Source organism: Nitritalea halalkaliphila LW7 (genome assembly GCF_000265075.1).
Taxonomy (GTDB): domain Bacteria; phylum Bacteroidota; class Bacteroidia; order Cytophagales; family Cyclobacteriaceae; genus Nitritalea; species Nitritalea halalkaliphila.
Genome location: NZ_AJYA01000042.1, coordinates 1 through 26109, shown reverse-complemented (window position 1 = coordinate 26109; position 26109 = coordinate 1). Strand labels below are relative to the sequence as shown.

Here is a 26109-nt window from a genome sequence, read left to right as displayed (position 1 = left end):
ATGCGCGATTACTTTGATGGCCTAACGGCTGAAATCCATGCGAAAGCCGCTGGAATAAAATTGCTGGTGACCGATGTGGATGGCGTGCTGACCGATGGGGGCATCATTTACGATAATGCGGGCATGGAGTATAAGCGTTTCCATGTGCGCGATGGCCTGATCGTCTCGCATCTGCGCAAAAATGATATCTTGGTAGGTGCGATTACGGGGCGGAACTCGAAGGTGGTGCGTGATCGCTGCGATGTGCTGCACTTTGATTTTCACTATCATGGTGTGCGGGATAAAGCGAAAAAGCTTATGGAAATCCTGGAAACCTTAGAGATTAGCCTCGAAGAGGTGGCCTTTATCGGGGATGACATCATCGACCTGCCCATCCTCACCCGCGTGGGACTCAGTGCCTGCCCGCAGGATGCGCCTCCTTATATTCAGGAGGCGGTGGACTATGTGTCTCCTTTGGCCGGGGGCCAAGGGGCTTTTCGCCAGTTCGCTGACTGTATTTTAAAGGCACAAGGCTCCTACAGGATATCGTAGAAAATTTTAAGCCACAAGAGGGGCCTGACCTGGAAGACGAAGATTGAAGAGGCGAAATTGGGCTTAGGAGGCGGTGGAAGAGGACCTTTTGCTGCGCAAAGCAGCCGCGAGCTCCGCATCTCGGGTGTAAATGTCCTCGCGCCACTGCAGCCTTCCGCCTTCATCTGTCCAGGCAGTTAAGTAGAGTAGGACCACTGGAATGGGCCGTTTTAGCCGAACATTCTCTTCCGTTTTTCGCTTCATGGCGGCGGCGATGCGCTCCGGGGTCCATCCTTGGTCCTCCAGAAGAAGGACAGCCAGCCGCTCGGGTTCTCGAATACGGATACAGCCGCTGCTCAGCGCGCGGTTATCGCGGCCAAACTGCTCGCGGGAGGGGGTGTCGTGGATGTACACATTATAGCGGTTCGGGAACATAAACTTGACTGCGCCCAAGCTATTTTGCGGACCGGGGTCCTGCCGAATCATGTAGGGGAAGCCCCGCGCAGAGAGGGATTGCCAGTTGATTTTTGTAGGGTCCACCTCCTTGCCGTCGAAAGTGAGTACGCGCATCTGTTTGCTTTTCAGGTAGTTCATATCTTTTTTTACTGCGGGCAAGACATCGTTCGCTAAGATGGTCGGTGGCACAGTCCAGGTAGGGCTGAAGACGAGGTAGCTCATCTCTGCATTAAAGACGGGTGTTTTGCGGTAATTTTTGCCTACGATGGCCTCTGTAGAAAAGAGCGTGTCGCGGTTTTGGATCAGGTCCATCCGGAAGTTCGCGATATTCACGACGATGACCGTTTCCTCCTTAAGGGTGTCTGGCAGCCAGCGCAGCCTTTCCATGTTAACGGCTAATTTCTGCATCTGCTGTGCGGGCGGCTCATTTAGTCCCGCGAGGGTGCCATTTCCTATGACGCCATCCTGGTTCAGGCCTAGCCGCTGCTGCAGGCGCAACACTCCACGGAGTAGCAGGCTGTCATAGGTGCTGCCGGCCTCTTGGCTGGAGCGGTACTCTGATTGGGATAAATCTCCATAGAGTAGCATGCGCTGCCGCACTTGAGGCAGGAGAGCATGCGTTTCATTTGGGCGTACGCCCTGCTCACCTGCAGGCGGTTCCAGGAGAGGGTATCTGCACCATAACGGAGCTGATCGAGCTGTTTCATCTGCCGACGCATGCGGGGGTAGGTGCTGAAGCCTGGGCTGAGAGCCTCCAGGGTGTTGCGAATTTCCTTTGTTTCTTCTATTTGTACGACCTTCTCCAGCACTTCGATTTGGCGTGATTTTCTTCGTATGTCGTAATCTGCGCGCAGGCTTTCTGGATCGACTTTTCCATAGTAGAGGTGCGTCATGGCGCCCATCAGCGCATCGGTGAGCAGTAGCTCGATGTAGGCGATGGCTGTGGTGGAGGGGGCTTCTCGGCGGTACTGTCGCTGCCATTCACGGATCAGTTCACCGTGATAGTCTTCAGGCATCAGGCCATCGAAACGCAGCTGCCGAAGCTCATAGGCCAGTTCATAGCCCAGGCAGCTCATGCCCGTGCTGTCCGTCCAGAGGGCTTGGAACTGGCGATCCGCATAGAGTTGCTTGACTTGGCCGATGCTGTAGAGGCGGGCCCTATCCGGGCCAAAGAAGTTGCTGTCGCTCCCTAAATCCAGTAGTTGTGCCAGTTCGAAGGCGAGGGCTTCTTCCGTATTTTGGGCAAGGAGCTTCGGGGTGTGGAGCAGGCTGAGGCCTAGGAGTAGGAAGGAGGTGAGGACATACAACAGGGGACGAATAGGAGTTGGGTTCATGGTTGTTTATCGGGTGTTAACGCTCTAAGATACATAAAAATCGTGCGAAATGGGTAAGGGTACCTGTGGTTTTGGCCCTGGCCAACTAATTCGAATGAAAGGGCAGAGTTCTTTCGTTTTTTTCTATTTTTGCAAGCGTTATTCAAGCAGAATCATAAAAACAGCATGGCGGAATATAATTTTCAAGAAATCGAGAAAAAGTGGCAAGCATACTGGGAGGAGCATCAGGTTTTTAAGGCTGAGGTGGACCCGAGTCGTCCGAAGTTTTATACCTTAGACATGTTCCCGTACCTTTCTGGTGCTGGGCTTCATGTGGGGCACCCTCTGGGGTACATCGCCTCGGATATCATCGCGCGGTACAAGCGTCTTCAGGGGTATAATGTTCTGCATCCGATGGGTTATGATTCCTTTGGCCTGCCGGCCGAACAGTACGCCATCCAGACGGGCCAGCATCCTGCGGTCACTACGGAGGAAAATATTGCGCGCTATACGGAGCAGTTGAAGCAGATCGGGCTGGCGTATGACTGGGAGAAGGAGGTGCGCACTTCGGATCCGTCCTATTACCGCTGGACCCAGTGGATTTTTATGCAGCTTTTCAATAGTTTTTATGATTTGGAGGCCGATAAAGCGCGTCCGATCGCGGATTTAGAGGCTAGACTGGCCGAAAGTGGAAATGTTGGCTTACAGGCGGTATGCGATGAGGACACGCCGGAAATTTCGGCTGCGGAGTGGCAGCAGATGGGAGAAGAGGAGCAGCAGCGTTTTTTACTGAAGTACCGCATGACGTATTTGGCGGAGACGACGGTCAACTGGTGCGCGGCGCTGGGGACGGTGCTGTCAAACGATGAGGTAAAGGATGGTTTTTCGGAGCGCGGTGGCCACCCGGTGGAGCGGAAGAAGATGATGCAGTGGAGTATGCGTATTTCGGCCTATGCAGAGCGCTTACTTCAGGGACTGGAGGATCTCGCTTGGGCGGAGCCGATAAAGGAGATGCAGCGTAACTGGATCGGCAAGTCAAAGGGTGCGGAGATGGTCTTTCAGGTAGTGGGTTCAGCGCTGGAGATCAAGGTCTTTACCACGCGTGTGGACACGATCTACGGGGTGACTTATTTGGCGCTCGCGCCGGAGCATGACGATGTGGAGCAGCTCATTACGGAGGAGCAGCGGGAAGAGGTGGAGGCCTATGTGGCGCAGGCGAAGAATCGTTCTGAGCGTGAGCGGATGGCGGATGTGAAGACCATATCTGGGGCATTTACGGGGTCTTATGCGGTAAATCCTTTTAACGGGGAGCGCATTCCGGTATGGGTAGCGGACTATGTATTAGCGGGTTATGGCACGGGTGCGGTGATGGCCGTTCCGGCGCATGATGAGCGGGATTATAATTTTGCACGCCACTTCGGGCTGGAGATTCGTCAGGTGATCGAGGGCAGTATGGAGGAGGGTAGTTTCCGGGTAAGGGGGGGATCATCCAAAATTCGGGCTTTTTATCGGGGCTTCCGATGCAGGAGGCGATGGATAAGGCGATCGCTTTTTTAGAGGAGAAGGGGATCGGCCGTGGCAAGGTTCAGTACCGTATGCGGGATGCTATTTTCACGCGGCAGCGCTACTGGGGGGAGCCCTTGCCGGTCTATTTTAAGGGGGATTTACCTTATCTGCTACCAGAGGCTGTACTTCCTGTGGTACTTCCGGAGGTGGATAAATATCTGCCTACGGAGACGGGCGAGCCGCCTTTGGGCAGGGCCCAAAACTGGGTGTACGAAACGGAGGACGGCGTGTATCCGCTGGAAAAAAGTACGATGCCGGGCTGGGCGGGATCTAGCTGGTATTTTTTCCGTTACATGGATGCTAAAAATGAGGAGGCATTCGTGTCGCCAGAGGCTGCGGCCTACTGGGGTGCGGTGGATCTCTATATAGGCGGTGCAGAGCATGCGACGGGGCACCTGTTATACAGCCGTTTTTGGACGAAGTTCCTATACGATAGAGGGTTCGTGCCGATTCAAGAGCCTTTCCAGAAGATGATTAACCAGGGGATGATTCAGGGGCGCTCGAACTTTGTATACCGCGTGAAGGGGGAGAATACCTTTGTGAGTTATGGCTTGCGGGAGCAGTACGACACGGCGGCCATGCACGTGGATGTGAGTCTGGTGTACCAGGATGTGCTGGATGTGGAGCGCTTTAAGGCGTGGCGGCCAGACTTAAAGGATGCCCAGTTTATCTTAGAGGATGGGCAGTACCGCTGTGGTGTGGAGGTCGAGAAGATGTCCAAGTCTAAGTACAATGTCGTGAACCCGGATCAGATCATTCAGCGCTATGGTGCGGATACGCTTCGTCTGTATGAGATGTTCCTAGGGCCTTTAGAGCAGTTTAAGCCATGGAATACGAATGGCATCGATGGGGTGGCTAAGTTTTTAAAGAAGTTATGGCGTCTGTATCATCCGGGGGGAAGTTTCTCTGTATCGGAGGAGGCGCGACGCGTGCGGAGCTGAAGACGCTGCATAAGACGATCAAGAAGACGCAGGAGGATTTAGAGTCCTATTCGTTTAATACAAGCGTGTCTAGTTTTATGATATGTGTGAATGAGCTGACGGCGTTAAAGTGCAACAAGCGGGCGATTTTAACGCCACTTACGCTGACGATAGCGCCTTATGCGCCGCATATAGCGGAGGAGTTGTGGGCACTTTTGGGGCATACGGGCAGCATTCAGGAGGCACGTTTTCCGGCTTATGATGAGCAGTTTTTACAGGAGGATGCGCATGAATATCCGGTATCCTTTAATGGGAAGATGCGTGTCAAGCTTTCTTTGTCCTTAGGTCTAACGAAGGCAGAGATAGAGGAGGCTGTGTTAGCGGATGAGGCGGTGCAGCGTATTTTAGAGGGCAAAGCACCCAAGAAGGTGATCGTAGTTCCGGGTAAGATCGTGAATTTAGTGGTCTGATCGCTTGGGAGCAGGTTTTCGGGGCGCTGCCCCAGTGCGTTGTGAAACTCTGGTCCTACTGCCTGAGGCATGGGGCTCCGTTTTAAAGAGCAAGGAGGAGAGGTGATTTTCGCCTCTCTTTTTTTGTATTTTGTATGTGTCGCATTCAAATGGATGCTTTTTTGGTGGTGGGGATGCATTTAAGCGTTTATTTTTGATCGTAAATTTATATAATTAAAGCATTATAAAAATATTAAATTTTAAAGTCTTTATAATGAGCTAAGCTTTTTGTTTTGTTTTTTAGGCAGTTGGTTTTCAATTTGGGCAGCTTTGTTTCTTTGGTTTTGGAGGGGTAAAGTGCCTTATTGACTTCTCTTCTTAGGAGTATGATTTTTCCTTTTCTTTTTTGCTTACTATTTTAAGTGGTGAATTACGAGTACCAATAAATCATTATTACTTATGAGTAGAGTTCTTAAACTTGGCCCATCAGGAGCTATCCGCAAATGTATTGAATGCGGGACCCATTTCAGGGAAGATCGGATAAAAAGTTCTGTGATGATAACTGTCGGAACATTTATAATAACCGGCGGAAGAATAAAGAGGATAAGGAGTTACAAGTTGTGCTTCGCATTATCCGTAAAAACCGAAAGATTTTACAGAAGTGGCATGAGGTAAAGAAGGGAGATAATTTTGTAATCCCGAGAGATGCTTTGCTTTTGGACGGTTTTGATTTCAACTATTTCACGGGAGTTGAAAAGGTGGTGTCGGAGCAGGAGCGTTTTGTGTATTATAATGTGGACTATGCGTATTGGGTACAAAACGAGAAGTCTGTGGAGGTAAGGTTTATGAAGAAGGGGAGGGAATCGCATGCGGCTTAAAGCATGGGCTGCTTATGCATCGGCATGAAGGCGAGTCTACTTTAGGGGGCTCGCTTTTTTGTGGTATACCGCGAAATAATAGTATTGCGAAGTTTTGATTTCGCTTCATTAGGCTGGAGATTCGTCTTGGATAAGTGCTAATCGTGTATATTCGTTTATCTTTATCGAAGTTGATTTTTTTTCACCTAAAACATTCTTATGCCCTTCTCTCCCCTGTGCGTTTTTAAATAGCCAAAAATGCAGTTTGTGTATGTGGAATTGTATTTGAAAATTCGTCTTTAGTTATTTCCGAATCCATTCGCGTTTTTTGGGGTATTGCTGAAATAATATTTGGTTTTGAATTTTTAAATTATCATTTATATTTGTTGGAAACAGATATAAGCACTATGAAAACATTAGCACTTTTACCTACTAATTTTTGCTTCACTGCCAGGAGGAGCTGAAGGGGCGGTCTGATAAGAAGTTTTGTGATTATCACTGCCGGAATGCCTATAACAATATGCGTCAAGTTTCAGATGATAGCCTGTTTAAATCCTATAGCAAGATAATTAGGAAAAATAGAGCTATTTTGAAGGAGCTGTGGTGTTTAAAAGCTCAGGGGAGGAGCTTAAGATACGTCGCGATGCGCTATTGAGGAGAGGGTTTAGTTTTGAGGCGATTACCGGTTTTCAATTTCGTGATGAAGCTGGGCGGGACGCGATGTTTCAGGTAGCTGAGTTTCGGTATCGGCTGCGTGCTTCTCAGGTGGTGATTTTGTTAGAGAACAGTGGTGAAGCATCAGCCGCTTAATGAAAGGAATATGTTTGATTGATTAGTTACCGGGCCTTGATCGTTTCAAGGTTCGGTTTTCTCTCCCCATTGATTACCGGAATGTTCGCGTTCCCAAAGTGTTGAGTATGATTAATGAAGATATAGTTACCCATAAGATTTTTAATAATTTAGATAATAACAGGAAAATATTAAAAAAAGTATTTAAAAAATTATCTAAAAATGCTATTTTTGGCCATGTGAGTGTACGTAGAGAGGAATTGACTGCTTTAGGCTTCCATCTCTCCTATTACACGCGTGTTTTACGAAGGCGGCATACGCGTATTTACTACTGCTTTGACTATGCTTTTCAGTTTGACGGGCCTTTTGCGCATGTGATGCGTGTGGGGGTAGGTGAGTTTGAGCGAAGCGTGGCCTAGTAAATAGAGAGTTTTATTAATTTGTAGTATACATGAAGAGAGTTTTCATTAAGGACAAGCTGTACATCATCGATCAGGTTGATCAGGAGCGGGAGTTAGAGAACGATGCGCAGTCATCTGTGGAGGAGGTGCAGGAGGCGTATCACTTTTCGATGAAATCGCCCAGTGTGGATGAGGTCAAAAAGGCATTATCTTTAAATCGGCAGGTTTTTTTACTTCTTTTAGGGATAAACGAAGATGGTCCTATTTACATGTCCGAAGTGTTTTTGAATACGCATGGTTTCCGGTGGGATTTACTTACAGGTTCTTCTGAGGAGGAGGATAGTGTTGTGTTTCATTGTTTTGAATATCGCTATAGTTTAGCGACTGAAGGGATTGTGAAAATCTGGCGGGTCACTGAGGAAGAAATTTAAAAATTCATGATAGGTAGTGAGGGCGTGAAGGAAAAACTTTAATTTGCAGCATGCAAAAGTTTTTCCTTTATGCTGCTGCGGGCCTAGTAAGCGGTGTAGGAGCTTATAGCTTTCTTAGCGCCTTTTATGAGGTGTATCAGGAGGGCCAACTTCCGGACCTGAGTTTTTCTGGGGATCAAATTCCTGTGTATTTCTATTCCGTGGGTGCATACAAAGGAATGACCCTTGCGTTCAGCATATATTTTATAGGTGTGCTGTTAGCTTATGTGCGTGCAGTATGGAAAAAGAAGGGACAGCTTGTGTTTTATTCGCTTCTGGCAGGATTAACTGGTTTTCTTCTCTTCCTTATCCTTTCTGCCATAAAAGTGGGAATTCCAGAAAATATTTCTTTAAGCTAGTTGCTTGCAGTACCTTTGTCTACATCAATAGAACGTTAAGTAGCATGGAAGTATCTCCTAATGTGGTAGTCGGTATCACCTATGAATTAAAAGTCAGTAAAATAGAAGAAGAAATAGAGTCTGTTCCTTTCAGTGTGGAGGTCCGTGACGAAGAGGATCCATTCTATTTCGTTTTCGGTAACAGTGGGCTGCCAGAGAAGTTTGAAGAGATGCTTGCGGGTCAGAAAGAGGGCGAGGCTTTTCAATTTAGCCTCACGGTAGATGAAGCGTATGGGCAGGCGGAAGATGATATGATCATGACTTTCCCAAAATCTCAGTTTTCTTCGCAGCAGGGCTTTTCTGAAGACATGCTACAAGAAGGAAATTTTCTGCCTCTTCTAGATGAAAATGGATATCCGATGCAGGCGAAGGTGCTGAAGGATTTAGGAGATGAGATCTTACTTGATTTCAATCACCCTCTTGTGGGCTTTGATCTTCATTTCGAGGGAAATATCCTGAATCTTCGTGAGGCTACCGAAGAAGAGGTGGAGACAGGTATCGTAGAAGGATACGAAGACTAATGCTGACTTCGATAGCGCGAGTAGGCCTGTGGAGTTTAAATAAAGTAAAAAATTAGGGACACGCAAGGATGGAGAACCTCCTCTTGCGTGTCTTTTTTATTAGGTGCTTTCCTGACCGATAAGTGAATCTACAAGGAGAAATCTAAATAGGCTTGAATCAGTGTAATCCACTCAGGATCGATAATTTTTATGCCCTGTAAATCCCGCAGCTGTGTATAAGGCCCATGTTGGTTCCGGTACGCAACGAGCACTTTGGCTAAGCCATACGAAATATAGGGGTGATCGGCTAGTTCAGCTGCTTCCAGTCTATTAATGGGGATCTTTTTTAGGGCGCCTTCTTCGAAGAAAAAATACTCTTCGATCTTCATTACCAGTGCCTCATCCACGCCGAAGACCTCTGTCAGCTGGGAAAAATCGTGTAAACCACCGAGCTGTTCTAAAAAAATGGCGATTCTCGCCGCTGTTTTTTCTCCCACGCCAGGTACAATCTGTAAATTGATCGAGTCGGCTTCGAGGATGGAGAGTTGGGTGAGCCACTTTTTCTTCTTAGGAATGGAATCAGCAGGCAGCCACATCTGTTCTTTCGGTATCCGCTGGAACCCTAAGGTTTCCAAACTGTCTAAAAGTCCTTCATAGGCGATCAGTTCATGCTGTAGTTTCCTGGCTTGCGCCCATTTAATGCCCTGAGGGATAAGGTTTAGTAGTATAAGAAAGGGAACTATAAGCAGGATTCCGCGTGTTTCTCTTCTGGTGAAGCTGAAGTAATTTTGAAAGAGTTTAAATAAGGTGTTTCGCATGCCGAATAAGAAAAAATGAAAATCCAAAAAGTTTCATAGAGCGTATCTATGAATGTTAAAAATAATCGATTGGATCTTTAAATCCAAACTACCTAATTTCGCTGTAGAGAATTAAGTGTTTAATTATTTAGACATGTTTTAAATTACCCTACAGAACCCATTGGCTTTCCTTTAAAAGCCTTTTAGCGTTAACTTTGCACTGAAAATAAACCGTAATGCAGACCAAGTTTAGAGCCATAAGTCTTTCTCATAAGAGTGCCCCTGTGGAAATCAGGGAAATTATCGCCTTAGATGAGAAAGCCATTCATGCCTTGTTACTGAAATTAAAGGAGTTTTTTAGCATTACCGATACCCTTATTCTTTCCACATGTAACCGTACAGAAGTGTATTATGCACATGATATCGATATCAGTACGGAAATCATCAAGCTCATCGGACTAGAGAAGGGACTAACACATATCATCGATTATTTGGAGTATTTTCAGGTATTTAATGATGACCGAGAAGCGATTCAGCATCTTTTTCGTGTCTCCATGGGCTTAGAGGCTCAGGTGGTGGGAGATATGCAAATAGCGAATCAGGTGAAGAGAGCGTACCAGGCGTCTGCCGACTTAGATATGGCTGGCCCTCTGTTGCACCGTCTCATGCATGCGGTTTTCTTCACCAACAAGCGCGTCGTACAAGAAACTGCATTCCGAGATGGAGCAGCATCGATGTCCTACGCTGCTGTGGAACTGATAGAAGAATTGACTCAAAACACGTACCAACCGCGCATTTTACTTATCGGAGTAGGAGAAATTGGTGAGGATGTTGCGAAAAATATGGTGCATATACCAGATGCCCAGGTGACTATCGCGAATAGAACATTCGAGAAAGCGCAGGCGCTTGCTGCTGGACTTGGATATTCTGTAATTCCTTTTGATGAGGTAAATGAAGCGATGGCTGCCGCTGATGTAGTGGTGTCTAGTATAGCGAGAGATACTCCATTTATCACCAAAGAACTTGTGAAATCCTTTGAGATCCCGAGCTATAAGCTATTCGTGGATCTCTCTGTACCGCGAAGTGTAGAGACCAGTGTAGAAGATATCCCGGGTGTAGTACTTTATAACGTGGATAATATTCGTTCGAAGACAACGGAAAACCTAGAAAAGCGCATTGCTTCCATACCGCGTGTGGAAGAAATCATAGCAGAGTCCATCACCGAGTTCTTCGACTGGAAAAAAGAAATGCTCGTTTCTCCTACGATTAATAAATTTAAGTCTGCCTTAGAGGCGATTCGCCAAGAAGAACTCAGCAGATTTATGAAGCAGCTGAACGATAAGGAAAGGGCCATCGTGGAAAAGGTAACCAAGAGCATGATGCAGAAAATCTTGAAAGTTCCAGTGGTTCAATTAAAAGCAGCATGTAAGCGAGACGAAGCAGACACATTAATTTCTACGCTCTCCGATTTATTCGATCTGGAAAGAGTCTTAGAAGATAAACAGCATTAAAATCTTAACTGATTTCGTATAGAAGAGATGGCTTTAGGCCATCTCTTTTTTTTGAGTAAAATTCTACGTAAATTTTCAGGTAGTAATTGACTAGGTCTTAAGCTATGAAACGAAATGATTTAGCGTATCTCGCCGCTTATTCGCTTCCCCTCACAGGGTTCTTAGCAGCCTATATGCAAGGGGTATATGTCTTCTCTGCGTTTTTGTTGGCTTTTGGAATCATTCCTGTACTGGATGCCGTCTGGCCTCGTCCTCATGTTTCACGCGCACATGCAGCAGAATCCGTTAGCCGCCTGCACCATAGGTACTTCGACCTACTGCTTTACCTCTGTCCCGTCTTGTCCTTGCTCTTAGTGGCCTACACACAGTGGCAAATACGCCTACAAGAACCCGCCACTTGGGAATACATTGGTCTAATCCTAAGTACTGGAACCGTGCTGGGAGCCATAGGCATCAATGTAGCCCATGAGCTGGGGCACCGTAAAGCGCCACTACCTAGATTCTTGGCGAAAGTTGGCCTACTTCCGGCACTTTATCAGCACTTTTACATCGAGCATAATCAGGGGCACCATCGCCATGTTTCTACTCCGCTGGATCCTGCTACAGCCAGGTTTGGTGAGCCGCTATACGCTTTTTGGGCCCGTTCGGTAGTGGGTCAGTATGCCAGTGCCTGGCAAATAGAAAAGAAAAAGCTACAGAGTCGCGGACTTCCTATTTTCTCTTTTTATAATGAGTACCTGCGGTTTATGCTGTTTCAACTGGCTTATTTAGCGGTAAATGCCTACTTTTTCGGTCTGATTGGGCTAATCTTCGCCCTTTTTTCTGCAGTAGTAGCCTTCCTTCTTTTGGAGACCATTAACTACATCGAACATTATGGGCTGGAGCGTAAAAAGAATGAAAATGGTCGGTATGAGCGTGTGCAGCCGCATCACTCTTGGAATAGCCATCACCGAATCGGACGTGCGGTACTCTTTGAACTGACGCTACACAGTGATCATCATCATCTCGCATCGAAAAAATATCAGATGCTGGAGCATCGAGAGGTAGCCCCGCAGCTGCCTTACGGATATCCTGCCAGTATGCTTCTTGCCTTACTGCCACCCCTATGGTTTAAGCAGATGAATCCTAAAGTAGCGGAGTGGAGGAGAAAGTACCTCTATGAATAGACTTAGCCGATGCGGGTTTCTTTCTCTTTGGCCCTCCCGGGCCAAAGTCCGAGCGCCGATTCCTCCTCCACCGGCTTTCCCTTCTCAAGCTTTCCCTTCTCTTTATGGAAACATGTAAGGAGAGTCTGCGTTTCCTTTTAGAACAAGAATAAAAACCCACTATGTTACAAATAGACCCCTCTCAGGTGAGCACGGCCGAACTGCACGGCTACCTATTAGGTGCGGTGGCGCCTCGGCCCATTGCTTTCGCCAGCACTATCGATCAAGAAGGAAAGGTCAATCTTTCTCCTTTTTCTTTTTTTAATGTTTTCGGCTCTAACCCTCCTATTCTCGTTTTCTCTCCCGCCAGAAGGGTACGCGATAATACGAGCAAGCACAGCTTGGATAACGTAAAAGAAGTACCAGAAGTGACGATTAACATTGTCAATTATGCTACCGTGGAGCAGATGAGCCTGGCGAGTACCGAGTATGATAAGGGCGTGAATGAATTTGTGAAATCGGGTTTAACGGAAGCTCCCTCGTTGAAAGTGACCCCTCCACGGGTAAAGGAGGCTCCAGCTTCTTTCGAGTGTAAGGTTATCGATATTCTACCTATGGAGATCAAGGGGGTAGTGGTACCTTAGTCGTGTGTGAAGTGGTGATGGCCCACATAGATGAAGCTATCTTAGATGATAATGGGCAGATTGATCCGTTTAAACTGGATGCGGTTTCGCGTATGGGAGGCAACTGGTACTGTAGGGCGAATGGAGAAGCGCTCTTTGAAATTCCAAAGCCACTGCGCAATAAGGGGGTAGGAGTGGACGCCCTCCCTGAGTTTATCCGTCAGTCCCATGTGCTTAATGGAAATAATCTCGCTCGCCTCGGGAATGTGGAGGCACTGCCTACTGCGGAGACTCTCGAAACGTATCGTTCCGCAGCTTTCTTTCACAAGTTTGTCGAGCAAGCGCAGCAGCTCGATGCAGAGGCGCGTACGGCTCTTCGACATGCCTGTGCGAAAGAACGTTTAGAGGCAAACGCTCCTGTGGAAGAGGCTTTCGCGCTTCTCCTGTTGGCCATTGATTGACAAAAAATGAACTAGAGTATCCCGGTACGACCCTGCTCGTTAGCGGCAAGATCTCCTAAAAACAAAACACCACCTGAGGATGGACTCAGGTGGTGTTTTGTTGTTTAATGGCCTTAAATGCGTCTGGCTGCTGCACCTCTTTTATCCGGGTACAGTAAAGCGCTATGAGCCCTCAAGTCCAAGTTCATGGCCATAAAATGCGTTGATTTCATTTAGCGTACCTCTAAATCATACGGCATACGCGCCATAACACCCTGTTTAGACTCGATTTGGTGAAGCTGCTTGAAGATTCCGTAATACTCTCCCGTCAGCCACTTGATGCGGGTTTCGCTTACGCCTTCTGTTAATCCGCTAATGAGAAGCTCAATGAATGATTTTTGTTCCGGGTAATACAGGACACGGTAGTCGTCTTCGAGTTCTGCCTTGGCTGCTGCGATTTCTATAGCGGTATCAATATCACCGAGAACGTCCACAAGGCCTACTTCTAAGGCTTTCTTGCCACTCCATACTCTGCCTGAGGCGACTGCTGCTACCTCCTCTTTCGTCATGCCTCTGCCTTCAGCTACTCGGCTTAAGAAAATGTCATACCCTTCTTCTACTGAGTTTTGGATAATTTCTTTTTCTACGGCACTCATTTTACGCGTCGGGCTACCTAAATCTGAATATTGACCTGTTTTCACCACATCGAAGCGTAAGCCCAATTTATCGGTCAGCAGCTCTTCAGCATTAAATAGAAGCCCGAAAATCCCGATGGATCCCGTAATCGTATTTGGCTGTGCCACGATCGTATCTGCGGGAGCGGCCATGTAATAGCCTCCTGAGACGGCCACTCCTCCCATTGAAACGATAAGCGGCTTTTTCTTTTTAAGTTCGGTGAGCTCTCTCCACATGACATCAGATGCCAGTGCGGAACCTCCTGGCGAATTGATGCGCAGCACCACGGCCTTGATATCATCATCCTTTTTAAGCTTGCGAAACTCTTTCACAAAACGCTCTGAGCTGATGCTGCCCTCCTGCGAACCACTTACGATATCCCCTTCGGCTACGATGACAGCCACTCGGTTTTTAGAAGTGCGCTTGGCAGGCTTGAACAGCTTGTTCATATTTGTGATATTCACCGTCGGAATGCCTTCCTCTTCTTCTAAGCCTAAGCGCTCACGGATGGCATCCAGCACTTGGTCTTCATAGAGTAGTTCATCCGCTAACCCATAGCTCACGGCATCTTTTGCATTGCGGACCAGGAGCTCATCGCTTATTTTCATGAGTTCTGCCAGCTCGATGCCACGCGCTTCGCTAATGCTGCTCAGCATCGTTTCGTGAAGGTCGGTTAGGAAAGCTTCTGTTTGTAGCCTATTTTCGGGAGACATCTCCTTTAAAAAGAAAGGCTCCACGGCGGATTTAAAGTCTCCTACGCGGAAAATCTCAGGTTTTACACCGATTTTCTCGAACAGACCCGTTAAAAAGACAATTTCAGAGGCTAGCCCTCCGAAGTCCACTGCCCCTATCGGATTCACATAGACGGCGTCCGCCACGCTGGAGAGCATGTAGCCTCCCTGTCCATAAAGTTCACTATAAGCAACGATGAATTTACCACTCTCTTTAAAATCGATGAGGGCATCCTGTAGTTCAAGGAGTGTCGCCTGGGAAGCGCCTACTACCCCTGCTTTCAGGTAGATGCCCTTTACACGCTCTTCTGACTTAGCTGCAGCGATCGCCTGCTTTATCGTACGCAGACCTACGCCTCCTGGCGCACCGAATGGGCCTAAAAAGCTTAAATCGATGTCATCGTTCGGCGCGAGCTCTACGACACTCCGATTTTCTAAATTAATGACGAAAACCGTGTTTTCCTTCAGTTTCACTTCGTCATCCCCCGAGGCAGCGATCGCGATAATGCCCGCTAAAATAAAAAAACTCAGGATGGAAAAGACTAAAAGACCGACGATAACGGCCAAAACATTTCCTAGAAATTTCATAGATGTACATTTATTTTGCCTAAAAATAAGCATTATATACGAGACTTATTCCGCAGAAACCCATATTAAATGATTAATTTTGATTATGGAAGATGTCGTTCTCTTAATCGGGGGGAATTTAGGCGATCGCATGGCGTATATCCTGCAAGCCACCCAAGCACTTACGGCTTTTTTTGGCCATGCACCCCGCCGGAGCTCCGCTATTTATGAAACTGCCGCTTGGGGCGGAGCGTCTGATGGGGCTTATTTGAACCAGGCTTTGGTCTTCCAAAGTGACCGATCGCCTGAGCAGGTGCTGGATGCCCTCCAGCAGATCGAGCTGCAGCTGGAGCGAACCCGAGAGGTGCGCTGGGGAGATCGGACCATGGATATCGACATCCTCTTTTTTGGCCAGCGGCCTATCGATACGCCGCGCCTGCAGGTACCTCATCCGCGCATAGTGGAGCGCCGTTTCGTTCTTTACCCCTTGTGGGACCTTTTTCCTTCTGGTCCGCTGCCTGTATTAGCGGAGACTGTGGGGGACTTACTCCGTGCATGTCCGGACACCTGTGCGGTAGAAAAGTTTTCCCAGGAGCAGAGGTCTTCCTCGACTGCTCGGTGAGGCTTTGTTTTTGCGCTGGCGCAAAGAAAACAAAACAGCTTCCCCTAGGAGAGGAAGCTGAATGGAAGAGGGCTGCGGTGTCCTCCGTGTAAGCGTTTAGGAGCGAATCGCCTAATTTAAGCCACGCCTGAAGTGCTCGCTTGGCGGTCGATTTTTTTCACCAAGCCCTGCAGTACATTTCCAGGACCGCACTCGGTGAAGGAGGTGGCTCCATCCGCGATCATCTGCTGTACCGACTGTGTCCAGCGTACAGGACCTGTTAACTGCGCCTTCAGGTTTTCTTTAATGATGGCGATATCCGTAGTTCCCTGCGCACTTACGTTTTGGTAAATCGGACAAGTGGGCGTATGAAAGGTCGTTTTTTCGATGGCGCGCTCGAGTTTTTCCTGTGCGGGAGCCATAAGGGGAGAGTGGAAAGCGCCCCCTACAGGGAGCGGGAGGGCCCTTTTGGCACCAGCTGCCTTCAGTGCCTCGCAGGCGGCAGCTACCGCCTCATTCGCGCCAGAAATCACCAGCTGACCCGGGCAGTTATAGTTGGCCGCCACCACAATGCCATCGATTTGAGCACAAATTTCTTCTACTTTCGTGTCTTCGAGGCCTAAAATCGCGGCCATTCCGGAGGGGTTAATTTCACAGGCTTCCTGCATGGCGAGGGCCCGCTGGTAGACTAAAGAGAGCGCATCTTCGAAGCGCAATGCACCAGCAGCTGTCAGTGCTGAAAATTCCCCAAGAGAGTGTCCAGCCACCATTTCAGGTTTAAATTCCGGTAGTGTCAGTGCGGCGGCTACGCTGTGTAAAAAAACAGCAGGCTGCGTGACTTTCGTTTGCTTTAAGGCCTCTGCCGTTCCCTCGAACATGGTAGCAGTGAGCGAAAATCCGAGAAGCTCGTCTGCTTGTTTGAATAAGGTACGCACGCTTTCATGTGCTTCATAGAGTTCCTTGCCCATGCCCGGAAACTGGCGCCCTGACCGGGGAAAATGTATGCTTTCATAGGGAATCTGTGTTTAGAGCGTCAAATATATAAAAAAAAAGGCCATTGCTGGCCTTTTAATTGGGTGAGGTTCCGTACGCTTAGGAGTAGAAATCTACTTTACCCGTTGAGATATCGTACATACCACCGACGATTTTGATGCTGCCGGAAGCCTCCGCGTTCGCGATGATCTCAGAGCGATTTCTGATTTCTTCGATCATCACGCGTACATTTTCACCTGCTACTGCATCTGCATCCTCAGGATTGCTTCTGCCGATGGCTGGCTTGATTTTTTCTAATAATGTAGTGATGTTTCCATCTTTTACATCCTGGCAAGCGGCACCCACTGCACCACACTTCGTGTGACCGAGCACTACCACAAGCTTGGAGCCAGCATATTTTACCGCATACTCCATGCTGCCTAAGATGTCATCGTTTACTACATTACCTGCTACACGGGCGCTAAAGATGTCCCCGATACCTAGGTCGAACACCAACTCAGAGCTAGTACGGGAATCGATACAACTTAATACTACAGCAAAAGGGTACTGACCGCCCACAGTGTCTTGAACTTGCTCCAAAAGGTTTCTGTCCGCTTTTTGGTTCTGTACAAAACGTGCATTACCCTCCTTTAATAACTGTAATGCAGCATCAGGGCTCAGCGCCTTCTGCGTTTCTAAAGTTTGTGCTTTCATTAAAATGTAAGTTAAGGTTGACAACTTACTCTACGCACTTAGTGGACTTTATGTTACCTAAAAATTAGAAAAAACATGCTTAATCTAAGAATTTCGCACGCTCTTCTTCTGTGGGAAAGCGACATAGTTCTCTTTTTCCGAACCATTTATAGCGATTTCTGGCGATCCAGTCGTATATCGGGTCACGGATAAAGGCGGGAATCACGATTAGGCCATAGGCCAAAGGCCAAAGGCCAGACAGCTTTCTGCTAATTTCCAGTGCTGCGCGACTGCGGTAGTAGATTTTATCCTGATGGATGTAGATGAGCGAGTCTAAATAATCTTCCTTCACCTGAAATTCAGCTAGGACTTCCTTGCCTGCCTCGCTTTGCAAAGCCCCCACTTTAAAATAAGCTCCACGGTCTTTCCGGATAATGAAGTCGACGGCGCTGTTACATAAGTTGCAGACGCCGTCGAATAAAACGATATGGTACCTGTCTTTAAGGGCCATGCATCAACGTATAATTTGTACGGTTCCGCGCAGCTGCTGCTGCCTCAGGTTGGGGTCTAGCGCATCGAAGCGAACGTTAGCACTGTAGAAATAGGTGCCTGCCGGCAATTCGTTTCCATTTCTGTCACGTCCATCCCAGCGGATAAAGATATCGTTCTCAGGTGCTGTCAGGCTGTTATAGCGGAAGACCTCTACGCCCCATCTGTTCACGATAAATATCTCCACTGATTCCACGAATCGCGGACAGCGTGCGAATGGATTATCGAATGCCATAAATGTCTCATTTGTGCCGTCTCCATTCGGCGTAAAGACATTCGGCAGTTCGTAGTTCGGACAGTTATCCACGCAGACGATGTTACTCGGCGCGCTTTCATTGCCAGATCTGTCGATGGCGGTAATAAAGTAGCACCCTTTAAAGGTGGTAAGCTCTCGGATGGTGCCATTGCGCTCGAAGGCGCCGAAGTCTCTCACCACTTCGAAGGTACCTTCAGCTCCTGTTTCGCTAAAATAAAGTCGGAAAGCATTCAGTTCATCATCACAGACACCTCCGAAGTCTGGCTCCCAGCTTAGGTTATGTTCGAAATTAGCGAAGCCACAGGGCCTGTCGGCCAAAAAGTCCGCGCAGTCGGGCCCGGTGAAGGTGAGGGTAGGTGGACAGGGCAGTCGGTCATCATCTGGGCGGGCACAGACGAGTTGCGAGCGGTTTACAAGCGGCCGCGGTACTAAATCTACGTCATAGGCGCCTCTGGTTTCCACGAAATAGCAGTACTCGGTATCCCTATTTAATGGAACACCATTAAAGGAGCCATCATCTAAGAAGGTAAAACTGCCCGTAGCCGGATTAATCTCTGCGATAAGTTCGAAATTATCTACGTCCTCCTGTGCAGGGTCGGTGCGATTTCGGAAAACAAGGTGGGTGAATTCGGATAGTCTATTATTCCACGGCACCTCAAAGTTCCAGTTAAGCTCAATCGCCTCATTTATAATAATAGGAGATAAGCGTACCGAACTCGCCGTACTGGAACTATCGATCAGTGTATTTCCTTGACGAAGAAGCACGCGGTAGTTGTACACGAGATTTTCGGTATTTATGCCCGTATCCGTAAAGACAGTATCCGAGGTGGTAATCAGGGAGGTTCTGTTCGTATTTCCTGTGAAGTTATTACTGCGAATTAGCTCGTAGGTAAAAGGCCCCGGGAATTCTACAGGGTCTATATCATAAGGGGGTGTCCAGCGCACGAGGATTTCACCATTTTCGGTGTCGGTAGCCTCCACAGTAACGTTCGTGATAAGGGGTACATCCACATCTACTGTGATGCAGAACTCATTAGACACGATACTATTTCCGAACCGTGGTGCGGGGAATGTACTCACGAGTCTGTAGCAGTACGTGTTTCCGGGGTCTAGCCCTTGGCCAAAGTTATCGTCTAGAAAGCTTGTTTGGCCCACGGCCACAGAACCGACTAAGTCAAAGCCCTCTCGGATACCTGTTTCGCAAGAGTCTGGCTCGAAAGGGTCGCTGTTTAGACGGCGCCATACCTGCATACGTTCCGCACTATTTACACAGGCATAGGGTTCCCAGTTGACGGTCACGGAGCGATTTTGATTCTGTTCGATATCTTCTATTACCGGAGGAGGTCCGATAACACGGATATTTATAGTTTGAATATCTACGAGTGCAGGTCCTGAGCGCGGCTGATCCGTAATACGTACGCGGACCTGATACGGAGATTCACGCACATGCGCACATACTGTTTGCCATTCGAAGTTTACGATACCAGGGCTTCCTTGAAAAACATCCCGAGGGGAGAAGGTAGCTGGAGAGGTATTAATTTCCAGTGGATCCCCGAAAAGTTCGATTCGAATAGGATCTCCATCAGGGTCCATACCTTGGATGATTTCTTCGATTTTGGTTCCAGCGACCACGCATATATCTGGAGGTAGAATCAGCTCGGGTCGTTGGTTGTCGGTATTTTCGATGATAATTTGCATGTCGCGTACGACATAGCCTATTTGGACCCATTCACCGGCGAGTCTTCTAAATTCTTTTATTTTAAAGGCCACATTATATTGGCCTGCAAGGCCCGGGGCATCCCAGATCAGGTCACCCGTAACAGCGTCGATTTCCAAGAAGGGAGGCGTGGTGCCATCTTCTCTAGCAAAACTAAATTCGCTGGAGGCAGGGCTTCGGAAGTTATTTACAGGTCGCTGAAAGGCCTGGCGGGGCACGGTGAGTTCATAAGCTAGAGAGTCTCCGTCAGGATCGAAGGCTCCCGGGTTATGGATGTAGCGAATGCCCACACCCCCATTATCCACTGGCGGAATCGTCAGAACTGGCGAACTGTTCACACCGATAAATGGATCGATGACGATTTGAGTCTCGATGTAAAAAGGTGTTTCTACCGAATTATCCATATTCAGGGTGCGGTCATTTCGGTTAAATTCGCGGAAGCGAATCGTATAGGTACCTGGCCCCTGATAGGTGTGTGTGATGACAAAGGTATTTTTAGCTACCTGATTTCCGAGCGGCTGTGTGACGTTAAAATCAGCCTCAGTGTTTAGGCGTTCGACGCGACCATCTCCGAAGTCGATATCTCCTGGACCGAAGACCACTTGGGATCGCGTGTCAGTGTAGCCCACTACGGTGATGCGGAACGTTAGCGCTTGCGGTGAAACACGCTCAGCGGTAATTTCTCCAGCTCTGATATGGGTGGCATGTGCCGCTTGGTGGAAGAGCAGAAATAAGCCGAAAACTCCTAAAAATCGATAAAGCGCTTTCATTTTTTTGGGCATGGATACGAAGGTGGACAAATAAAGAACCAATATGCTGAATTATTTTTTCCTATGAAACAACTAAACGGAGATAATGGTTATTTAGGGGTGAATCAAACTTAAATCCGAGAATCAGGTATGTCTATTTAGAATCTTTTAAAATAGTTTCAATCGTTTGCAGATTGATTGTTTACTAACGATTCCGAACGTAAATTTGGCCGAAAAGTATACCAAATTAATACAAAATCGTTTTCACTAAAATAAAATTCCTTTATGAGTTGGGTATCCAAGACCTTAAACAGCACACTGGGCCGAAAATTATTAATGGCGCTCACGGGATTATTCCTCGTTTTATTTCTCGTTGTGCACCTAGCGGGAAATTTGCAGTTACTTTTACCTGATGGTGGCAAATCCTTTAATTTGTACGCTGAGACTGATGGCGAACAATCCGTTAATTCGGGTAGTTTCTATATTAAATTTCGTCTTCATCGCAGCGCACGTGGTTTATTCTGCCATCCTGACGAAACAGAACAAATCTGCGCGCCCTGTGGGTTACGCGGTGGCTAACGGTGCTTCGAATAGTCCATGGGCTTCGCGCAACATGGGGCTTCTGGGGACGATTCTACTTCTCTTCATCCTCGTACACCTAAGAGGTTTTTGGTATGAAGTGAAATTCGGGGAGATGCCGATGGTGACCTATGAGGAGTCTGGAACCATTAAAGACGTGTACACCATCGTAGCGGCTTCTTATGAGAATGTAGGTTATGCGCTATTCTATGTGGTTTGTATGGGCTTCCTGGCCTTTCATTTATCGCATGGTTTTTCTTCTGCATTTCAGACACTTGGATTGAATCATGTGAAGTATTCTCCCGTTATTAAAAAGGTAGGATATGCGATTACCATTTTAATCCCAACCTTGTTCGCTGCGATTCCTGTGGTGATGTATATCCAAAGTTTATCCTGAGTAATTAAAAGCGTAATAAATCCATTAGTGATATGATGCTAGATGCTAAAATACCGAGTGGCCCATTAGCGGAAAAATGGACCAAGCATAAATTTAACAGTAAGTTGGTTAATCCGGCCAACAAGAGGAAATACGATGTAATCGTAGTGGGGACAGGTCTTGCTGGTGCTTCCGCGGCTGCTTCGTTAGCTGAATTGGGGTATAATGTGAAAGCGTTTTGCTTCCAGGATAGCCCAAGAAGAGCACACTCTATCGCCGCACAGGGTGGTATTAATGCCGCCAAAAACTATCAAAATGACGGTGATTCCATCTTCCGTCTTTTCTACGATACGATTAAAGGGGGAGACTACCGTGCACGAGAAGCCAACGTATATCGTTTAGCGGAGGTCTCTGTAAATATCATTGATCAGTGCGTAGCCCAAGGGGTTCCATTCGCGCGCGAATATGGAGGCTTATTGGCTAACCGTTCTTTCGGAGGTGCACAGGTGTCACGTACATTCTATGCACGTGGGCAGACGGGACAGCAGCTACTTTTAGGTGCTTACTCGGCCCTCAGCCGCCAGGTAGCAAATGGTAAAGTAAAGCTTTACCCAAGAACAGAAATGCTGGACGTGGTGAAGGTCGATGGCAAAGCGCGCGGTATCATCACGCGTAACCTGATTACAGGTGCTATCGAATCACACTCCGCACATGCCGTCTTACTGTGTACGGGTGGATACGGTAACGTATTCTTCCTATCTACTAATGCGATGGGTTCTAATGTTACAGCTGCTTGGAGAGCACATCGAAAGGGAGCTTACATGGCCAACCCATGTTATACGCAGATTCACCCGACTTGTATTCCAGTTTCAGGAGATCACCAGTCTAAGCTTACACTTATGTCTGAATCCCTTCGTAACGATGGACGAGTTTGGGTTCCTGCTACGGTAGAAATAGCGGAAAAATTACGTAAGGGCGAAATTTCTCCTAACGATATCAAGGAAGAAGATCGCGATTACTACTTAGAGCGTAAATATCCTTCTTTTGGTAACTTAGTTCCAAGGGACGTGGCTTCGCGAAATGCGAAGTACGTTTGTGATGAGGGCCGTGGTGTAAATGAAACAGGAGAAGCGGTGTTCTTAGATTTCCGCGATGCTATCCTACGTGATGGGGAAGATACGATTCGTGCAAAATACGGAAACCTCTTCGACATGTATCAGCAGATTACGGGAGATAATCCGTACAAGCTGCCGATGATGATTTATCCAGCTGTTCACTACACGATGGGCGGATTATGGGTAGATTATAACTTGATGACGACGATCCCTGGTTTATATGCATTGGGTGAAGCAAACTTCTCTGATCACGGTGCGAATAGATTGGGAGCCTCGGCACTTATGCAAGGCTTAGCGGATGGTTACTTCGTTATACCTTACACTATCGGTGACTACCTCGCTTCTACTCCGTACGATAAAGTGCCTACCGATCACGAGGCATTTAAGACGGCAGAAAAAGAGGTTACAGATCGCTTAAACAAGCTCCTCTCCATTAAAGGGTCCAAGACAGTAGATTACTTCCACAAAAAATTAGGAAAAATCATGTGGGATTACTGTGGTATGGCGCGTACAGAAGAAGGTCTGAAAAAAGCGAAGAAAATGATTCAGGAACTTCGCGCAGACTTCTGGAAAGATGTAAAAGTTATCGGTACGAACGAAGAACTCAACCAGTCGCTTGAAAAAGCGAACCGCGTGGCAGATTTCTTAGAATTAGGTGAACTGATGATCGACGATGCGCTAAATCGTAACGAATCTTGTGGCGGTCACTTCCGTGAGGAGTATCAGACTCCTGAGGGAGAAGCCTTACGTGATGATGAAAATTTCGCATACGTAGCCGCTTGGGAGTACACAGGTGATAACGCTCCTGAAATCCTCCATAAAGAGCCGCTCGTTTTCGAAAATGTGAAGTTGACACAAAGAAGTTACAAGTAATTAACCAGCCTTACACCAATGAACTTAACATTAAAAATATGGAGACAGTCGGGGCCTTCCGCGAATGGATCCTTTAAAGACTATAAAATCGGAGGCAGTCTCAGCAGATATGTCCTTCCTCGAAATGCTCGATGTACTGAACGAAGAGCTTTCTGAAAAAGGTGAAGATCCCGTACACTTTGACCATGACTGCCGAGAAGGTATTTGTGGGATGTGTTCGCTTCACATTAACGGTAAGCCTCATGGACCTCAGCAGACGACTACCTGTCAGCTACACATGCGCTCGTTTAAAGATGGCGACACCATCACCATCGAGCCATGGAGAGCAAAGGCATTCCCTGTTATGAAGGACCTCGTAGTAGATCGCTCCGCATTCGACCGTATCATTCAAGCGGGCGGTTACGTTTCCGTAAATACGGGAGGTGTACCTGACGCGAATGAGATTCCTATTCCTAAGAAAATTGCAGATGAAGCATTTGATGCAGCTACTTGCATCGGTTGTGGAGCTTGCGTAGCCGCATGTAAAAATGCATCCGCCATGCTCTTCACCTCTGCTAAGATTTCTCAACTTGCGCTATTGCCTCAGGGGCAAGTAGAGCGTAAGGAGCGTGCAGAAAAGATGATCGCACAGATGGACGCAGAAGGCTTCGGCGCGTGTACCAACACAGGTGCTTGTTCAGCAGAATGTCCAAAAGGCATCAGCTTAACGAACATCGCCAGAATGAACCGTGAGTACTTCTCAGCAGTAGTGAGCAGTAATAACGTATAAGTATCTTTTCTAATAGAAAAAGAGAGCCCTCGTGGCTCTTTTTTTTTGCCCATCCATCTAAGCCTCCTAACAGCAGCAAAGGAGAGGCTAAATAGTTTTGTAAGCGTATGCATTGGATTGACTTAAGTATTTTTATTCTATACATGTGCGCCATGCTCGGCGTAGGGGTCTACTTCCTCCGGGCTAATAAAGACCAAGACGATTATTACGTCGGCGGTCGCCAAATTGGTCCCTGGCATATTGGGCTGTCCGTCGTCGCCACAGATGTCGGCGGTGGTTTCTCCGTAGGACTAGGGGGACTGGGTTTTGTTATGGGGCTTTCAGGAAGCTGGATGCTCTTTACAGGACTCTTGGGAGCCTGGCTTGCCGCCGTTGTCCTGATCCCCCGCGTAAAAGCAGACCCTGCATTCGAGAAATTTTACACCTTTCCCCAGATTTTCGACTATCTCTTCTCGCGTCCTGTCGCTAGCGTAGCCGCCTGTATTTGCATGATCGGGTATTTGGGCTTTACCTCTTCCCAGCTTTTGGCCGGAGCCAAATTAGCCTCCGGTACCTTCGAAGAAATTAGCCTAAATCAGGCACTGTTGCTTATGGGCATCATCGCCGTAGTCTATACCGTAATCGGCGGGCTGAAGGCGGTGATCTATACCGATACTGTTCAGTGGATTATCCTGCTCGCTGGCTTTATTGGTATCGGCCTTCCTGTATCCTATTTTCATGTAGGGGGCTGGGAAGCCATCCGCGAAACACTACCTGAGGCGTATTTTTCGCTAACCAATCTGCGTTGGCAGGACCTCGCCAACTGGGGCATCACGATTATTCCGATTTGGTTCATCGGAATGACGCTATACCAAAGGATATTCGCTTCACGTGATGTGAAAAGTGCCAAGAAAGCCTGGTTCATCGCGGGTTTTTTCGAATGGCCGATCATGGCGTTTATGGGTGTGGCGTTAGGCCTGCTGGCCAAAGTCGCTTATGAGCAAGGGCTTTTGCTCTTCGATGTGGAGGATATCGACCCTGAAATGGGACTCCCCATGCTGCTACGTACCGTTCTGCCCCCAGGAATACTCGGTCTGATGATGGCGGCTTATTTTTCTGCCGTGCTTTCCACCGCAGACTCTTGTCTTATGGCGGCCTCCGGTAACCTGAGTACGGACCTCTTTGGCCCCTACCTGAAAAAATTCAGTACACGGCAGCAGCTCTTTATCGGTATGGTCTTTACCCTTGTGCTCGGAGCCATCGCCCTACTGATAGCGCTGCGCGCTACGAATGTGCTGGATCTCATGCTTTATTCCTACGCCTTTATGGTGTCGGGCTTGCTGGTGCCGATTATCGCTGGCCTGTATACGCCCTATCGCAGCAGTTCGGCGGCCATCGCTGCCATGCTGACAGGGGGTACCTGTACTGCTGCATTAGCTTATTTGGATTTAAACCTTCCTTTGGGCTTAGATCCAAATTTTTTCGGCTTATTGGCCTCTTTAGCAACGTTTTTGCTTGTTTATAAAATCGAACAGTTGAATATTAAATCTACACATACATGAAAATAGAAACACTTTCTACCCGAGATAACGCTACATACATCCAAAAAGGAAATAGCAGACTTCCTTTTTGTGCACTTAGATCAATATGGCGATGCACATGCTGATATTATGAAGTGTCTAGACTATGCCTTAGATCAAGCAAAAGATAAAGGGGCCTTTGCCGTCATCGCCCGAGAGGGACAACAAATCGTAGGAGCGTCA

Annotated in this window: 20 protein-coding genes and 5 pseudogenes; 17 read left to right on the top strand and 8 right to left on the bottom strand. The window is 47.7% G+C overall.

Annotated features, from left to right (window positions below):
• A complete protein-coding gene (locus A3SI_RS12950) occupies positions 1-531 on the top strand; it encodes a KdsC family phosphatase (protein ID WP_009056561.1) in 531 nt (176 codons plus the stop codon).
• Positions 532-594: 63 nt separating this feature from the next.
• Here the strand turns inward: A3SI_RS12950 and A3SI_RS18375 are convergent, their stop codons facing one another.
• Entirely contained in the window at positions 595-1554 is a 960-nt protein-coding gene (locus A3SI_RS18375) for a L,D-transpeptidase family protein (protein WP_162098459.1), read from the bottom strand.
• Positions 1443-2300: a L,D-transpeptidase scaffold domain-containing protein gene (locus A3SI_RS19375; RefSeq protein ID WP_050977527.1), complete on the bottom strand. Its 858-nt coding sequence runs from the start codon at positions 2298-2300 to the stop codon at positions 1443-1445. Before A3SI_RS19375 ends, A3SI_RS18375 begins: the two co-directional genes overlap by 112 nt.
• 165 nt (positions 2301-2465) lie before the next feature.
• Here A3SI_RS19375 and leuS point away from each other — a divergent pair.
• The 7 genes and pseudogenes from leuS (at position 2466) to A3SI_RS12910 (ending at position 8650) form a co-directional block, all read left to right on the top strand.
• Positions 2466-5235 (top strand): annotated as a pseudogene (gene leuS / locus A3SI_RS22855) (leucine--tRNA ligase).
• 491 nt (positions 5236-5726) lie between these two features.
• Positions 5727-6092, top strand: coding sequence for a hypothetical protein (locus A3SI_RS12935; RefSeq protein ID WP_009056553.1), 366 nt, complete (start codon positions 5727-5729; stop codon positions 6090-6092).
• Positions 6093-6674: 582 nt separating this feature from the next.
• A complete protein-coding gene (locus tag A3SI_RS12930) occupies positions 6675-6881 on the top strand; it encodes a hypothetical protein (protein ID WP_040670915.1) in 207 nt (68 codons plus the stop codon).
• 218 nt (positions 6882-7099) lie between these two features.
• Positions 7100-7279: a hypothetical protein gene (locus A3SI_RS19015; protein ID WP_156810302.1), complete on the top strand. Its 180-nt coding sequence runs from the start codon at positions 7100-7102 to the stop codon at positions 7277-7279.
• 32 nt (positions 7280-7311) lie between these two features.
• Entirely contained in the window at positions 7312-7692 is a 381-nt protein-coding gene (locus A3SI_RS12920; protein WP_009056546.1) for a hypothetical protein, read from the top strand.
• A 50-nt stretch (positions 7693-7742) separates the two neighbouring features.
• Complete coding sequence (locus A3SI_RS12915) at positions 7743-8090, top strand: hypothetical protein (RefSeq protein WP_009056544.1); 348 nt, start codon at positions 7743-7745, stop codon at positions 8088-8090.
• Between the two features lie 44 nt (positions 8091-8134).
• On the top strand, positions 8135-8650 hold the full coding sequence (locus tag A3SI_RS12910) for an FKBP-type peptidyl-prolyl cis-trans isomerase (protein ID WP_009056543.1): 516 nt from the start codon (positions 8135-8137) through the stop codon (positions 8648-8650).
• 128 nt (positions 8651-8778) lie between these two features.
• Here A3SI_RS12910 and A3SI_RS12905 read toward each other — a convergent pair whose 3' ends face one another.
• Positions 8779-9447 carry a ComEA family DNA-binding protein gene (locus A3SI_RS12905; protein WP_040670928.1) on the bottom strand — a complete coding sequence of 223 codons (669 nt, stop codon included), beginning with the start codon at positions 9445-9447 and terminating at the stop codon, positions 8779-8781.
• 215 nt (positions 9448-9662) lie between these two features.
• On the opposite strand from A3SI_RS12905, the gene hemA reads away from it, so the two are divergent.
• From hemA to A3SI_RS12890, 3 genes and pseudogenes are all read left to right on the top strand, one after another.
• Positions 9663-10937 (top strand): glutamyl-tRNA reductase, encoded by a 1275-nt coding sequence (hemA, locus tag A3SI_RS12900; RefSeq protein ID WP_040670914.1) that lies wholly within the window; start codon positions 9663-9665, stop codon positions 10935-10937.
• Between the two features lie 104 nt (positions 10938-11041).
• Entirely contained in the window at positions 11042-12103 is a 1062-nt protein-coding gene (locus tag A3SI_RS12895; RefSeq protein WP_009056540.1) for an alkane 1-monooxygenase, read from the top strand.
• A 161-nt stretch (positions 12104-12264) separates the two neighbouring features.
• Positions 12265-13166 (top strand): annotated as a pseudogene (locus A3SI_RS12890) (flavin reductase family protein).
• Positions 13167-13378: 212 nt separating this feature from the next.
• Here the strand turns inward: A3SI_RS12890 and sppA are convergent.
• Entirely contained in the window at positions 13379-15139 is a 1761-nt protein-coding gene (gene sppA / locus A3SI_RS12885; RefSeq protein WP_009056539.1) for a signal peptide peptidase SppA, read from the bottom strand.
• 85 nt (positions 15140-15224) lie between these two features.
• Here sppA and folK point away from each other — a divergent pair, with 85 nt between their 5' ends.
• Positions 15225-15740 carry a 2-amino-4-hydroxy-6-hydroxymethyldihydropteridine diphosphokinase gene (gene folK, locus A3SI_RS12880; protein ID WP_009056537.1) on the top strand — a complete coding sequence of 172 codons (516 nt, stop codon included), beginning with the start codon at positions 15225-15227 and terminating at the stop codon, positions 15738-15740.
• A gap of 116 nt (positions 15741-15856) precedes the next feature.
• Here folK and fabD read toward each other — a convergent pair.
• From fabD to A3SI_RS12860, 4 genes and pseudogenes are all read right to left on the bottom strand, one after another.
• Positions 15857-16731: pseudogene (gene fabD / locus A3SI_RS12875) on the bottom strand (ACP S-malonyltransferase).
• 80 nt (positions 16732-16811) lie between these two features.
• Complete coding sequence (locus A3SI_RS12870) at positions 16812-17405, bottom strand: carbonic anhydrase family protein (RefSeq protein ID WP_009056532.1); 594 nt, start codon at positions 17403-17405, stop codon at positions 16812-16814.
• Positions 17406-17484: 79 nt separating this feature from the next.
• Positions 17485-17895 (bottom strand): thiol-disulfide oxidoreductase DCC family protein, encoded by a 411-nt coding sequence (locus tag A3SI_RS12865; RefSeq protein ID WP_009056531.1) that lies wholly within the window; start codon positions 17893-17895, stop codon positions 17485-17487.
• Between the two features lie 3 nt (positions 17896-17898).
• Positions 17899-20676 (bottom strand): T9SS type B sorting domain-containing protein, encoded by a 2778-nt coding sequence (locus tag A3SI_RS12860; RefSeq protein ID WP_040670926.1) that lies wholly within the window; start codon positions 20674-20676, stop codon positions 17899-17901.
• Between the two features lie 427 nt (positions 20677-21103).
• Between A3SI_RS12860 and A3SI_RS12855 the strand changes: the two genes are divergently transcribed.
• From A3SI_RS12855 to A3SI_RS12835, 5 genes and pseudogenes are all read left to right on the top strand, one after another.
• Positions 21104-21631: a succinate dehydrogenase cytochrome b subunit gene (locus tag A3SI_RS12855; RefSeq protein WP_316929203.1), complete on the top strand. Its 528-nt coding sequence runs from the start codon at positions 21104-21106 to the stop codon at positions 21629-21631.
• A gap of 32 nt (positions 21632-21663) precedes the next feature.
• Positions 21664-23598 (top strand): fumarate reductase/succinate dehydrogenase flavoprotein subunit, encoded by a 1935-nt coding sequence (locus tag A3SI_RS12850; protein WP_009056526.1) that lies wholly within the window; start codon positions 21664-21666, stop codon positions 23596-23598.
• Between the two features lie 18 nt (positions 23599-23616).
• Positions 23617-24367 (top strand): annotated as a pseudogene (locus A3SI_RS12845) (succinate dehydrogenase/fumarate reductase iron-sulfur subunit).
• Between the two features lie 107 nt (positions 24368-24474).
• A complete protein-coding gene (locus A3SI_RS12840; protein WP_040670912.1) occupies positions 24475-25908 on the top strand; it encodes a sodium:solute symporter family protein in 1434 nt (477 codons plus the stop codon).
• Positions 25905-26109: pseudogene (locus A3SI_RS12835) on the top strand (GNAT family N-acetyltransferase); the annotation flags it as partial. The gene A3SI_RS12840 and the pseudogene A3SI_RS12835, both read left to right, overlap by 4 nt.